A 13,163-nucleotide genomic window follows, 5' to 3' on the forward strand; every position below is an offset into this window, starting at 1 on the left:
CCGCTAGCGCTGCAAATAGCCGTAATCGCCATATATGGCGTGGATGCCATTTATTCAGGAGCAATAAATGGCCTTGCCTCAAGTGCGTTACTATAGCGTTAATATCAGCCCACTGAGTCCTGCATCTTCAGGTTGTTTGAGTATACTGTTGACGTCATTGTATTATCATCCTGTTATTGTTATTTATTCGCGCAGAATTTGATGCGCCAGAAGGGAAATTCCATGGACTCACCCAAGAGCAAAGTACCAACACCAAGTTACGATAAACTGACAGCACATTTTCAAAAAATTTCTCACTTTGAACATTTCAGCGCTCTTGGTGACTGGGATCAAGCAGCCATGATGCCTATGGGCGGTAATAGCGATCGCGGCGATGCAATGGCTGAACTGGCGCGACATATCCACACACTCAAAACCTCAACCATATTAGCTGAACACTTACACGGCGCGACGGACGAATCTCTCACAACGGAACAACAAGCTAACCTGCGGGAAATGCAGTACCAATATCAACAGGCAAATTTAGTGCCCGGCGATCTCGTGCAAGCCAAAACTAAAATGGCCTATCAATGTGAGAATGCGTGGCGTGAACAACGTAAAAATAATGACTGGCAAGGCTTTAAACCAAACCTTAAAGCCGTAATTGCACTTGCTAAGGAAGAAGCGCAGATCCGCGGCGAAGCCCAGAATATTTCCCCCTATGATGCCCTGCTCAATAAATTTGAGCCGGGAATGACCTCGGCAAAGCTGGAGCAAACCTTTGGCGGACTGAAAGATTGGCTACCGGCACTCATCCAAGAAGTGCTGGCTAAACAGGCAAACGAGCCTAAGTTAACGCTAAATGGTCCCTTCGATGTTAGCGCGCAGCAAGCCCTTGGCCGAGACGTAATGGATTTTCTGGGGTTTGACTTTAATCACGGTAGGCTGGATATCAGCAGCCATCCATTCTGTGGCGGCGTGCCAAGCGATGTACGGATAACGACTCGCTACAATGAGGCTGATTTCAGTAGTGCAATCATGGGCATAGTTCATGAAACAGGCCATGCCAGATACGAGCAAGGTTTACCTCAAGCGTGGCGCGGACAACCTGCGGGACTGGCGCGTTCTATGGGTATCCACGAGAGCCAGAGTCTATTCTGCGAAATGCAACTCGGGGCAAATCCGGCATTTTTACGCCAATTGCAGCCTAAAATTGCGCAACATCTTCATTGTCATTTTAGCGCCCAAGAATTAGCACAGCATTACACCCGCGTAGCGCCGGGACTTATCCGTGTAGATGCTGATGAAGTCACCTATCCTTGCCACATTTTACTGCGCTTTGAGGCAGAAAAAGCCTTTATCGACGGCAGCTTAACCGTAGATGATTTACCTGATTTTTGGTCGACGCAGATGCAACAACTACTGGGGATTAATACCGATGGCAACTACCGAGACGGTTGCATGCAGGATATCCATTGGGCCGTTGGTGAACTAGGGTATTTTCCCAGCTATACCTTAGGCGCCATGTATGCCGCCCAATGCCGTTTTGCGATGGAAAAAGCCTTAGGGCCAATTGAAACCCTGATCGATGCAGGCAAGTTGAACTCTGTATTCCAATGGTTGAGTGAACACATTTGGTCTAAGGGATCTTTGCTCACAACCGATGAACTGATACGCCAAGCAACGGGCGAAACCCTAAATGGTCAATATCTTGAGCGTCACCTGCGCCAACGATATCTGGGTATTTAACCGCTGCTAATGCTTATACCCAAGCTACCTGAAGAGTCGAGTTTCAGAGCGCCTAGGGTGCATCAATTCAAGGCGCATCAATGACAGAATGTCGGCCACCTTTTGAATTGATGCAACACGGAAGTGAAGTGCCCTAGGCGCTCCGTCCCGGCGGGTTTTAACGCACTTTATGCTGCGTTGGTTATTTTTAACTTAGCCCACTAGGTCTGCAAATAACCGCCTTGCCTAAAGTGCGTTAAATTACCGCTGAATCCTGCATCTTCAGGTTGTTTGGGTATACAAGCACTGAAAGCTCAGTTTATACGGGTTTTAAAGCGCTTTATATTACCGCTGGAGCCTGCATTTTAACGCTGCTTGAGGTTATAATGCCGAGCTTATTTGAATCAGGACTCTTTCCACGGAGTTCCTTCAACAGGACTCTTGAAACAGGATAAATGTCGGCCATGTTACTGCGTGCAATCACCCCAGAGGATTGGGATGCCATTTTAGCGATCCAAGACGAGTGTTACTCACAACTGGATCCTGAGCCACTGCACGTACTGCAAAGTAAATGGCAGGTATCACCTCAGTCCTGTTTTGTGTTCGAAGTGGATAAGTCGGTTGTCGGTTATTGCTTGGCTCACCCATGGACCGCCAATATGCCGCCCGCGCTATATCAGCCCATCACCCATTTACCCAAGGCTGATACCTTATACCTACACGATATTGCGATTTCAGCCAAAGCCCAAGGTTTAGGCGCTGGCGCTAAGGCGCTGACCCGCCTAACACTACTGGCTGATCGCTATAATCTCAATTCCTTATCCCTCGTAGCCGTACAAGGTGCCGACAGCTATTGGCTTAAAATGGGTTTTAAACCTAAGGCAATCGATAAATGCCTTGGCAGCTATACTGACGATGCTATGTATATGATTTATAAATTTAATCATAGAGATGAAAAATGAATCCAACCCTAACCACTATCGGTTTACTTTGCTTAAGTAATATTTTTATGACCTTTGCTTGGTACGGGCATTTGAAAACGCTAGGCTCAAAACCTTGGATTATTGCGGCCTTAGTGAGCTGGGGTATCGCCCTATTTGAATACTTGCTGCAAGTGCCTGCTAACCGTATCGGCTACACAGTAATGAATGTCGGCCAGTTAAAAATTTTACAAGAAGTCATCACCTTAAGTTTGTTTGTCCCCTTTGCCTATTTCTATATGAAAGAACCATTGAAGCTCGATTATCTGTGGGCAGGACTGTGCATCTTAGGTGCTGTGTATTTTATTTTTAGAAGTGAATTTAATTAATTTCAGACTTATTTCAGGAGAGCTCCCCCATGGCCCGTCAAGTCACTTATACCTTCAAAGGTAAGACTAAAACTATCGCCTTTAGCTACGACAAACACCATGATTTATATGAAGCTGTGGCCGAAGCCGAGGGCATAGATCTGACCAAATTTTTGGCTATGGAACAACAAGTCGCCATGACATCTCGTAAAGGTGCCAAGGCTGAAAAAGAATTCAGGAAAGTAGAGTTTGCCCGCTTTGGTTTTAGCAATATCCACTTTGTCAGAGATGAAGAACCTGAAGCCTAGGCTAATGTATTAATTGTTTTTTGTATTAGCTGTAAGCACTTCAATAACAGGACACTGTAATGCTCAATACCGAACATGCTAACTTTCCCCGCGCAGGATTCTTCCGCCGCCTAGGCGCTGCAATTTACGATTCGATGTTAGCCGTGGCCGTCTATATGGTTGCGGGCGCAATGGGCTTTGGGATTTTCTACGGCCTCACCGCTTCAGGACTGGCTGGCATGAATGGCTTTGAACATGTCTCAGATGCACTCAATGGCACGCCGGTTTATCAGGGAATTTATCAACTCTGGCTTGCCTTGTGTGTCGGCACTTTCTACGCATTATTCTGGAGTAAGGGCGGTCAAACCTTAGGGATGCGCGCTTGGCGGCTTAAAATTCAACATCCTAATGGCCAAAACTTAAGCCTGATCACTGCCTATGCTCGCATCATTTGGTCACTGCTCGGCATTGGCAATTTATGGATTTTAATCAATGATGATAAACGCGCACTGCAGGATATGATGACTCGCTCAGAAGTGGTCGTGCTGTCTAAAGAAGCCAACCAAATGCGTAACTGGCATGGGGCATAAGTTTATTCTTAAGTAAATCCGAAATACAAAAAACGACGCAACAGCGTCGTTTTTTATGGGCTATTTTTAATTGACGGAATCCGGAGTAAGGAGTAATAAGCTACGTATCATCGCCGGATAAAGTAGAAGGCAACGCCAGTAAACAACAAGCTTGGCGCAACAGCCCCCACATAAGCGGGTAGCTCATACACTATACTCATGGGGCCAAAAATCTCATTACTGATATAAAAGCTAAAACCTGCTACGACCCCAAGTAATACGCGCGCGCCCATAGTCACAGTCCGCAGCGGACCAAATACAAACGACAGTGCCACTAACATCATCACTGCGACCGTCACGGGTTGCATCACCTTGCGCCATAAAGCAAGCTCATAACGGCTGGGATCTTGACTGTTAGTTTTAAGGTAATCAAGATAACCGACCAGACCACGTATAGATAACGCCTCGGGTTTAATCGAAACCACACTGAGCTTATCTGGCGTTAAACTCGACTGCCATTGGTCTTCTTCAAGATACTCAAGCACGACTTTTTCATAGCTTAAATCAGTACGTTTAACGTCAAATAAACGCCAGCGATCTTGGGAAAATACCGCTCGGTCTGCGTGAACCACGTTGGTGAGCTTAAGTTCGCTATTGAATTTATAAAGCGTGATATTGCTGAGTTTATTGATGTTTTCAACTTCACCAATATTAACGAACAAATCACCATCCTTTGCCCAAATTCCACGATGGGACTTAATTAAACTCCCGCCAGAGAGTTTAACAGCTTGTAACTCATTCGCTTTTTGCTCAGCAATCGGTGCGCCCCACTCCCCTAAAACCATCACCAATAACATCAAAGGCACAGCAGTTTTCATCGCCGACATAGTGATCTGCAAACGTGACATGCCAGAAGCTTGCATCACCACAAGTTCGGAATTCGATGCCAACATTCCCATACCAATCAAAGCGCCTAGCAAGACGGCCATAGGGAAAAACATTTCAATATCCCGTGGCACTAAAAATAAAACATAGATGCCAGCATCCATCATGCTGTAGGTGCCACGGCCAACTAAACGCAGCTGATCAACCCATTTGATAATCCCTGATAAACCAGTCAACACCAGCAAACAAAGCGCTGAAGTGCTTAACAATATTCTGGCGATATAAAGGTCTAATATCTTCATGCTGCCACCTTCTTATTGGCAAACAAGGACGATATACGACTGAAAATAGGCCTATCTTTGCCGAGCAAGAATAACCCCATCAAGAGCGCAGAAACATGGATCCACCACATACCTAAATACAGTGGAATAATCCCATCTTGCAATGCCTTACGTCCCGCGACCATTAGTCCAAAATAGCCAAGGTACAAAAGAACTGCCGGGAACATCTTAGCAAACTTACCTTGGCGCACATTCACCCGCGCTAACGGCACAGCAATCAGTGTCATAATTGGAATCGCGAGTGGGATAGCAAGACGCCAATGGAATTCAGCCGCGGCTTCAGCACCTTCAATTTTCACGAGTTCATCAACGGGCAGTGCAGATAACTTACGGCGACGCTCATCAACTTGCTGCTCTTTAATTTGCATTTTATAACCACCAAATTCGATCATTTGGTAGTCCTTTGCCTTCGGGCTGCCTTGATAACGCACGCCGTCATTCAAGTTCAATTGTTGAGCACCTGAACTATCTTCCTGTACTCGTCCACCTTTAGCCACCACGACATTGGTCACGCCAGTTTCATCATCAGGATCTGGCAACTGGGCTACAAACACTTTATCTAACTCGTTATCTTTACCAATACGCTCAACAAATAATACCGCGCGACCATTGGGACTCGCCTGAAAACGCCCTTGGATTAAGGCAGCAAGACCCGCTTCGGACTGGGCTTTTTCGAGCACTTGGTTTTGCTGTTCTTCTGCCCAGGGGGCAACATAAAGGGATAAATAGCCAGTAAACAGCATATTGATCACGGCGAGGATCAGCGTCACGCGGGTGACATACCACTCACTAACCCCAACACCGTGGAGAATGACCATTTCATTTTCGGAATACATACGGCCGTGGGCCAGTAAAATACCCAAGAACAAACTTAGCGGCAGCACTAAGATCACCAGATAAGGCAAGTTAAGCCCAATCAGAGTCATGATTAAAGAGGCGGGAAAATCGCCGTCGGAGGCATCGGCCAGTATACGCACGAAATGCTGGCTAATAAAAATAGTTAACAGCACTAAAAGTACCGCAATTTGTGCCTTTAAAACTTCTCGAATAAGGTATTTAAATACAATCACAGGCAGGATCCGGTCTCTAAACTTATCTTTTTGCTGGTAACAGACTAACTTTCATGTAAACTGTTTACTTTTGATAGTTTTCTGACCAGCTTCAGGGGTTCTTGGTAAACTTAACGTCACGAAATGCGTGACTCAAGCGCCGAGAATAAATCACCTTTGGAGTAATAACTTAGGCCCTTTTCGGGACAAGCAGACATTATCCAATAAATATAAAAATTTGTCTTTAAGAATCTAGGAGTGCTCATGGAGTTTAGCGTAAAGAGCGGTAGCCCCGAAAAACAACGCTCAGCCTGTATCGTGGTCGGTGTTTATGAACCCCGTCGTCTGTCGGGTATCGCGGAGCAATTAGATAAAATTAGCGAAGGTTATATCAGTAACCTACTGCGTCGCGGCGATCTGGAAGGTAAACCTGGCCAGATGTTATTGCTGCACCATGTTCCTAACGTATTGAGTGAACGTGTATTATTAGTAGGTTGTGGCAAAGAACGAGAATTAGACGAACGCCAATACAAACAAATCATCACTAAGACAATCAACACCCTTAACGAAACGGGTTCAATGGAAGCCGTTTGCTTCTTAACTGAACTGCACGTGAAAGGACGCGATACGTATTGGAAAGTACGTCAAGCGGTTGAAACCACTAATAGCAGTCTTTATAGCTTTGATGCCCTGAAGACCCGCAAAGGTGAAACTCGCCGTCCACTGCGTAAATTAGTATTCAATGTCCCGACTCGCCGTGAATTAACCTTAGGTGAGCGCGCCATCGAGCATGGTATGGCAGTATCTGCTGGCATGCATTTATGTCGCGATGTAGCAAACATGCCACCGAACATCTGTAATCCAGCCTATTTAGCTTCTCAAGCTCGCCAAATGGCTGAAATACACGACACTCTGCATGTCACCACTATCGGTGAAGAGCAAATGGCCAAACTGGGCATGAACTCATACCTTGCAGTCGGTCGCGCCAGTGCCAATGAATCCATCATGACTGTGATGGAATACAAGGGCGCTGTCGATAGCACAGAAAAACCCATCGTATTAGTCGGTAAAGGGTTAACCTTCGACTCGGGTGGTATTTCATTGAAGCCTGGCGAAGCCATGGACGAAATGAAGTACGACATGGGCGGCGCAGCAGGTGTTATCGGCACCATGAAAGCCATCTGTGATATGAAGTTACCTATCAACGTTGTGGGTATTCTGGCTGGCTGTGAAAACATGCCATCGGGTAATGCTTACCGTCCAGGTGACATTCTGACCACTATGTCAGGTCAAACCGTTGAAGTGTTAAATACCGATGCGGAAGGCCGTCTAGTCCTATGTGACGTATTAACCTATGTTGAGCGTTTCGATCCTGAATTAGTTATCGATACTGCAACCCTGACTGGTGCGTGTGTGATTGCCCTTGGTAAACACGCATCGGGTCTGTTCTCATCCCATAACCCTCTGGCACACGAGCTATTAAGTGCCGGTGAGCAAAGTGGTGACCGCGCATGGCGCATGCCATTGTGGGATGAGTATCAAGATATGCTCGACAGCCCATTTGCTGACATGACCAACTTAGGTGGCCGTCCTGCTGGAGCTATCACAGCAGCATGTTTCCTTTCGCGCTTTGCTAAAAAGTACAACTGGGCTCACTTAGACGTTGCAGGCACAGCTTGGAATAGCGGTGCTAACAAAGGTTCTACGGGCCGTCCAGTGCCACTATTGACTCAGTTCCTGATCAATCGTGCTGGCGTCGAACTCGGCGAATAACCAACTATCCGGCCTTAGTGTGTTAAAGGCTCGATAAATGAAAGGCGAAGATGAAAATCTTCGCCTTTTTTATTTTCTTAATTTAATCAGAAAATCGATTTCCTGAATAAATTAAGAAAATAAAAAAACTGAACAACTAATGGTTTTAGAATCATTTTTCAAAGAGTTATAGTTCTACCCTCTTCATCTCCAACGGTTTTAAAGCATCCCATTAAGTCCCGCCAGACAGTGATAGATAAAACCTCACCGTAAGGTTTGCCCTAAGCATTAACCCATACTGACTTTTAGTGTAAACTGCTGCTCTCGTTCGCCACTAAAACAAGTGAAGCAAGGCATTGAAATCATGACTCAAGTGCTGTTTTATCTTATGCCGCCAGTGGCATCGCCTGCCAAAACCAAGGCTGATTCCCCTGTTGCAACCGCGAATGCGAACCCTGCACTTTGCGAGATGCATCTTCTGGCATGCCAACTGGCGCAGCAGGCTTTTGTGAAGCAACAATGGGTCTATATCCATTGCCAAGATAAACAGCAAGCCCATGCAATTGATGAACTTTTATGGCAGTTTGAGCCAAGTGCCTTTGTACCCCATAACCTCAAAGGTGAAGGCCCGATGACGGGATCGCCGGTTGAAATCGGTTTTGATCGCCTCGGCGCCAACAAAAGTCGCCAAGTTCTGATTAATCTTGCAGACCAAGCGCCCCCATTTGCGGTAAACTTTGGCCACATTATCGATTTTGTTGCCAATGACGATCAGCATAAAGCGGTCGCTCGCGAACGTTATCGACAGTATCGCGGCTTAGGGGTCAATTTACAGACCCAAGACTTAGCAACACATCCACTTAATTAGTTTGAGACAGACACGTTCCCATGGAAAAAACATACGATCCGCAGTCCATCGAGCAAACGCTTTACCAAAACTGGGAAGAGCAAGGTTACTTCAAGCCACACGGCGATGAATCCAAAGGCAATTATTGCATTATGATCCCGCCACCTAACGTGACGGGCAGCTTGCACATGGGCCACGCCTTCCAAGACACCATTATGGATACCTTAACCCGTTACCAACGGATGAAAGGCAAAAATACCCTATGGCAAGTCGGTACTGACCATGCGGGTATCGCCACCCAAATGTTGGTTGAGCGTAAGCTTGAAGCCGAAGAAGGCAAAAATCGCCATGACCTAGGTCGCGATGCCTTTATGGATAAAGTGTGGGAATGGAAAGCGCAATCGGGCGGCACTATCACTAAGCAGCTACGTCGTATGGGCGCTTCTGTTGATTGGGACCGCGAGCGTTTCACTATGGACGAAGGCTTGTCCAAGGCCGTGCAAGAAGTGTTTGTACGTCTGTACGAAGACGAGTTGATTTATCGCGGTAAGCGTTTGGTCAACTGGGATCCAAAGCTGCACACGGCTATCTCTGATTTAGAAGTGGAAAGCAAAGAAAAACAGGGCCATATGTGGCACCTGCGTTATCCACTGGCCGACGGTGAACTGACGGCCGATGGTAAAGACTATTTAGAAGTCGCTACCACGCGCCCAGAAACCATGCTCGGCGACAGTGCGGTTGCAGTGCATCCCGATGATGAACGCTATCAAGCGCTGGTCGGTAAGTTTATTCTGTTGCCGATTGTTAACCGCCGCATTCCTATCGTGGCCGACGATTACGTCGACATGTCCTTTGGTACAGGTTGCGTGAAGATCACCCCGGCCCATGACTTTAACGACTATGAAGTCGGTAAACGTCACAACCTACCCATGTTCAACGTGCTGACCTTAGATGCCGCCATTCGTGCAAGCGCCGAAGTGGTGAACTCTGACGGTACCTTTAACAAAACGCTCGATGGCAGCCTGCCTGAACGCTTTGCCGGACTTGACCGTTTTAAAGCCCGCGATGCTATCGTCGCTGAATTTGACACTTTAGGGCTGCTCGAAAAAATCGCGCCTCACGCCTTGAAAGTGCCTTACGGTGATCGCTCCGGTGTGGTTATCGAGCCGATGCTGACCGACCAATGGTATGTAGCTGTTGCGCCAATGGCGAAAACCGCTATCGAAGCCGTTGAAAATGGCAGCATTAAATTTGTACCACAGCAATATGAGAACATGTACTTCTCGTGGATGCGCGACATTCAAGACTGGTGTATTTCGCGCCAATTGTGGTGGGGTCACCGCATCCCAGCTTGGTACGACGAAAACGGCAAAGTCTATGTCGGCCGCAACGAAGCCGAGGTACGTGCTAAGCACAATATTGCCGACTCAATGACATTACGCCAAGACGAAGACGTACTGGACACTTGGTTCAGCTCAGCCCTGTGGACCTTCTCAACCTTAGGTTGGCCTGACAATTTAGAAGATTTAAAAACCTTCCACCCAACCGACGTGTTGGTGACAGGTTTTGACATCATCTTCTTCTGGGTTGCCCGTATGATCATGATGACCATGCACTTCATCAAAGATGAAGACGGTAAACCACAAGTCCCGTTCAAAACCGTCTACGTAACCGGTCTTATCCGCGATGAAGCGGGTAACAAGATGTCAAAATCTAAGGGCAACGTACTCGATCCATTAGACATGATCGACGGTATCTGCCTTGAAGATTTAGTTGAAAAACGTACCGGTAATATGATGCAGCCACAACTGGCCGCCAAGATTGAAAAGAGCACTCGCAAAGAGTTTGCCGACGGTATCGAAGCCCACGGCACAGATGCACTGCGCTTTACGCTTGCGGCCATGGCATCAACGGGTCGTGACATCAACTGGGATATGAAGCGCTTAGACGGTTACCGTAGCTTCTGTAACAAGTTGTGGAACGCCTCACGCTACGTGCTGATGAACACAGAAGATCAAGATTGCGGCCCTGGCTCACCAGAGCACAAAGGTGGCGAGATGGAGCTGTCGTTAGCCGACCGCTGGATTATCGGCTTGTTCAATCAAACCGTTAAGACCTTTGACGATCACATGGCAGCCTACCGTTTCGACTTAGCGGCCAATACCCTGTATGAGTTCACTTGGAACCAGTTCTGTGACTGGTACTTAGAGTTAACCAAACCGGTATTGCAAAACGGCAGCGAAACGCAAATGCGCGGCACCCGTCACACCTTAGTGACAGTGCTCGAAGCGATGCAACGCCTGATGCATCCTATGATGCCGTATATCACTGAAACCATCTGGCAGCGCGTTAAACCGTTAGCTGGTGTCGCTGGTGATACCATCATGCTGGCACCGTTCCCAACATTTGATGCCGCTAAAGTCGATAGCGCAGCAATGGCCGATTTAGAATGGGTTAAGCAAGTGATTGTCGCAGTTCGTAACATTCGCGCCGAACTGAACATTGCCCCATCTAAGCCGCTAAATGCCCTACTTCGTGGTGTTAGCGCGCAGGATAAAGCCCGTGTAGAAGCAAACCAAACCTTCTTCACTACGCTTGCCCGCTTAGAAAGCATGACTATTTTAGCCGATGGCGAAACTGCGCCTATGTCGACTACAGGTTTGATTGGCGAAATGGAGCTGCTGATCCCTATGGCAGGCTTAATCGATGTCGCCGCCGAAATGGCCCGTATCGACAAACAGCTTGAAAAGCTCGGCCAAGAGATCGCTCGCATCGAAGGCAAATTGTCGAACCAAGGTTTCGTGGCAAAAGCCCCTGCCGACGTTATCGACAAAGAGCGCACCAAGATGGCCGATCTCAAGCGTGATATGGACAAGCTCAACGAGCAAAAATCTGAGTTCGCTAAGTTAGAAGCTTAAGCTTCTCATTTACTCTGATTCACTTGTTATGATTGGTTCTAACTGAATGAAGGGCAGCCACTTGGCTGCCCTTCTTGTATCTAGATCGCTGCAATCTATGAGCAATTATGAGCCTTAATCTACGCTCTTGGGCCAGATGCCGCATTGAACCCGAGTCAATTCTAAACACTGCCATTTAACCTACGGCACAGTATTGAAACCACCTCACCATTCATCCTCATCATTCATCCTCATCATTCCCCGTGATCTATCGCTCATGAGCTCACACGTAGCCGATCACTGTCGACATAAGTAAACACCACTATATAGACTAAAGAACAGCTAATACCTCTAGAGACAGCACTGAGAGACTGACATGGGTATCCAATGTCGTCATAGACTCTCAACACAGGCAAAAGCAGATTCTTCAGTGAGTTGAACCTAAGAAAGAGAAGTGTTTAAAACGAAATGGCTAAAGATAGCGACACCGAAGATAGCTAAGGTAAAGCAAAAGATGATGATGCAAAGTTAAGGTTAAACCTAAGCGGGTAAAAATATAATGAGTTAAACCATTACAGATTAAAAAATAAAAAAGCCCTGCAATTGCTTGCAGGGCTTATCTATATGGTGCGCGTGGAAGGAGTCGAACCTCCGACCGCCTGGTTCGTAGCCAGGTACTCTATCCAGCTGAGCTACACGCGCAAACTCGTTTTTGTACTTCTAAGATTCAATTAAGATTGAGTCTAGGATAAGCACTTTTATCTAGCAAATTTATTCTATTCTTCTCGACTAAAAGAATAGAATGGCGGAGAAGGAGGGATTCGAACCCTCGATGGGAGTTAAAGCCCATACTCCCTTAGCAGGGGAGCGCCTTCGGCCACTCGGCCACCTCTCCGCGTTTAACGCTTTAAATCAACAAGACGTATCTCGTTAACTATATTGGTGCGCGTGGAAGGAGTCGAACCTCCGACCGCCTGGTTCGTAGCCAGGTACTCTATCCAGCTGAGCTACACGCGCATGTTAAACGGTAAAACACTAATACGACCTAAATCATATTAATTTAAATTGGTGCGCGTGGAAGGAGTCGAACCTCCGACCGCCTGGTTCGTAGCCAGGTACTCTATCCAGCTGAGCTACACGCGCATGTTAAACGGTAAAACATTAATACGATTTAAATCATATTAATTTAAATTGGTGCGCGTGGAAGGAGTCGAACCTCCGACCGCCTGGTTCGTAGCCAGGTACTCTATCCAGCTGAGCTACACGCGCGACTTGTATCTAAATTTACTTTTACATCAAACACTAATAAAAAATGGTGCGCGTGGAAGGAGTCGAACCTCCGACCGCCTGGTTCGTAGCCAGGTACTCTATCCAGCTGAGCTACACGCGCACTGTTTTCTATCTTTAAGAAATGGCGGAGAAGGAGGGATTCGAACCCTCGATGGGAGTTAAAGCCCATACTCCCTTAGCAGGGGAGCGCCTTCGGCCACTCGGCCACCTCTCCGTTTTCTTGGCGCACATATTACTGTTTGACGAAAATA

10 protein-coding genes and 7 tRNA genes are annotated in these 13,163 nt (G+C 47.0%); 8 read left to right on the plus strand and 9 right to left on the minus strand.

What is annotated here, in order from left to right; translation table 11 throughout:
* The first annotated feature begins 222 nt into the window (after positions 1-222).
* From L5L91_RS04885 to L5L91_RS04905, 5 genes are all read left to right on the plus strand, one after another.
* Positions 223-1,728, plus strand: coding sequence for a carboxypeptidase M32 (locus L5L91_RS04885; RefSeq protein ID WP_263162056.1), 1,506 nt, complete (start codon positions 223-225; stop codon positions 1,726-1,728).
* 443 nt (positions 1,729-2,171) lie between these two features.
* A complete protein-coding gene (locus L5L91_RS04890) occupies positions 2,172-2,669 on the plus strand; it encodes a GNAT family N-acetyltransferase (protein ID WP_113939489.1) in 498 nt (165 codons plus the stop codon).
* Entirely contained in the window at positions 2,666-3,016 is a 351-nt protein-coding gene (locus L5L91_RS04895; RefSeq protein ID WP_006082592.1) for a DMT family protein, read from the plus strand. The genes L5L91_RS04890 and L5L91_RS04895 overlap by 4 nt, the downstream gene beginning before the upstream one ends.
* A 29-nt stretch (positions 3,017-3,045) precedes the next feature.
* Positions 3,046-3,303 (plus strand): DUF2960 domain-containing protein, encoded by a 258-nt coding sequence (locus L5L91_RS04900; RefSeq protein ID WP_006082593.1) that lies wholly within the window; start codon positions 3,046-3,048, stop codon positions 3,301-3,303.
* A gap of 59 nt (positions 3,304-3,362) precedes the next feature.
* On the plus strand, positions 3,363-3,872 hold the full coding sequence (locus L5L91_RS04905) for an RDD family protein (protein ID WP_131523600.1): 510 nt from the start codon (positions 3,363-3,365) through the stop codon (positions 3,870-3,872).
* Positions 3,873-3,979: 107 nt separating this feature from the next.
* Here the strand turns inward: L5L91_RS04905 and lptG are convergent, their stop codons facing one another.
* On the minus strand, positions 3,980-5,038 hold the full coding sequence (lptG, locus tag L5L91_RS04910; RefSeq protein ID WP_105251819.1) for an LPS export ABC transporter permease LptG: 1,059 nt from the start codon (positions 5,036-5,038) through the stop codon (positions 3,980-3,982).
* Complete coding sequence (gene lptF / locus L5L91_RS04915) at positions 5,035-6,147, minus strand: LPS export ABC transporter permease LptF (RefSeq protein ID WP_113939369.1); 1,113 nt, start codon at positions 6,145-6,147, stop codon at positions 5,035-5,037. The genes lptG and lptF overlap by 4 nt, the downstream gene beginning before the upstream one ends.
* A 243-nt stretch (positions 6,148-6,390) precedes the next feature.
* Here lptF and pepA point away from each other — a divergent pair, with 243 nt between their 5' ends.
* The 3 genes from pepA to L5L91_RS04930 all read left to right on the plus strand — a co-directional run bounded on the left by pepA (position 6,391) and on the right by L5L91_RS04930 (position 11,643).
* Positions 6,391-7,899 carry a leucyl aminopeptidase gene (pepA, locus tag L5L91_RS04920; RefSeq protein ID WP_006082597.1) on the plus strand — a complete coding sequence of 503 codons (1,509 nt, stop codon included), beginning with the start codon at positions 6,391-6,393 and terminating at the stop codon, positions 7,897-7,899.
* 343 nt (positions 7,900-8,242) lie between these two features.
* Positions 8,243-8,746, plus strand: coding sequence for a DNA polymerase III subunit chi (locus tag L5L91_RS04925; protein WP_263140268.1), 504 nt, complete (start codon positions 8,243-8,245; stop codon positions 8,744-8,746).
* 20 nt (positions 8,747-8,766) lie between these two features.
* Positions 8,767-11,643 carry a valine--tRNA ligase gene (locus tag L5L91_RS04930; protein ID WP_263162050.1) on the plus strand — a complete coding sequence of 959 codons (2,877 nt, stop codon included), beginning with the start codon at positions 8,767-8,769 and terminating at the stop codon, positions 11,641-11,643.
* A gap of 604 nt (positions 11,644-12,247) precedes the next feature.
* Here L5L91_RS04930 and L5L91_RS04935 read toward each other — a convergent pair.
* From L5L91_RS04935 to L5L91_RS04965, 7 genes are all read right to left on the minus strand, one after another.
* A tRNA-Arg gene (locus tag L5L91_RS04935) sits at positions 12,248-12,324 on the minus strand.
* 101 nt (positions 12,325-12,425) lie between these two features.
* A tRNA-Ser gene (locus L5L91_RS04940) sits at positions 12,426-12,517 on the minus strand.
* A 45-nt stretch (positions 12,518-12,562) separates the two neighbouring features.
* A tRNA-Arg gene (locus L5L91_RS04945) sits at positions 12,563-12,639 on the minus strand.
* Positions 12,640-12,688: 49 nt separating this feature from the next.
* Positions 12,689-12,765 (minus strand) — tRNA-Arg (locus L5L91_RS04950).
* 49 nt (positions 12,766-12,814) lie between these two features.
* A tRNA-Arg gene (locus tag L5L91_RS04955) sits at positions 12,815-12,891 on the minus strand.
* Between the two features lie 44 nt (positions 12,892-12,935).
* Positions 12,936-13,012 (minus strand) — tRNA-Arg (locus L5L91_RS04960).
* Between the two features lie 22 nt (positions 13,013-13,034).
* Positions 13,035-13,126: transfer RNA gene (locus L5L91_RS04965), tRNA-Ser, on the minus strand.
* Between the last annotated feature and the right edge of the window lie 37 nt (positions 13,127-13,163).

The sequence above is a fragment of the Shewanella sp. SM55 genome (assembly GCF_025654025.1).
Classification (GTDB): domain Bacteria; phylum Pseudomonadota; class Gammaproteobacteria; order Enterobacterales; family Shewanellaceae; genus Shewanella; species Shewanella oncorhynchi.

What these genes read in the sequence shown, in the direction of transcription:
- pepA (WP_006082597.1), top strand. Translation starts at nt 6,391, where the DNA reads ATGGAGTTTAGCGTAAAGAGCGGTAGCCCCGAAAAACAACGCTCAGCC.
- L5L91_RS04905 (WP_131523600.1), top strand. Translation starts at nt 3,363, where the DNA reads ATGCTCAATACCGAACATGCTAACTTTCCCCGCGCAGGATTCTTCCGC.
- L5L91_RS04930 (WP_263162050.1), top strand. Translation starts at nt 8,767, where the DNA reads ATGGAAAAAACATACGATCCGCAGTCCATCGAGCAAACGCTTTACCAA.
- L5L91_RS04895 (WP_006082592.1), top strand. Translation starts at nt 2,666, where the DNA reads ATGAATCCAACCCTAACCACTATCGGTTTACTTTGCTTAAGTAATATT.
- L5L91_RS04900 (WP_006082593.1), top strand. Translation starts at nt 3,046, where the DNA reads ATGGCCCGTCAAGTCACTTATACCTTCAAAGGTAAGACTAAAACTATC.
- L5L91_RS04925 (WP_263140268.1), top strand. Translation starts at nt 8,243, where the DNA reads ATGACTCAAGTGCTGTTTTATCTTATGCCGCCAGTGGCATCGCCTGCC.
- L5L91_RS04890 (WP_113939489.1), top strand. Translation starts at nt 2,172, where the DNA reads ATGTTACTGCGTGCAATCACCCCAGAGGATTGGGATGCCATTTTAGCG.
- L5L91_RS04885 (WP_263162056.1), top strand. Translation starts at nt 223, where the DNA reads ATGGACTCACCCAAGAGCAAAGTACCAACACCAAGTTACGATAAACTG.
- lptG (WP_105251819.1), bottom strand. Translation starts at nt 5,038, where the DNA reads ATGAAGATATTAGACCTTTATATCGCCAGAATATTGTTAAGCACTTCA.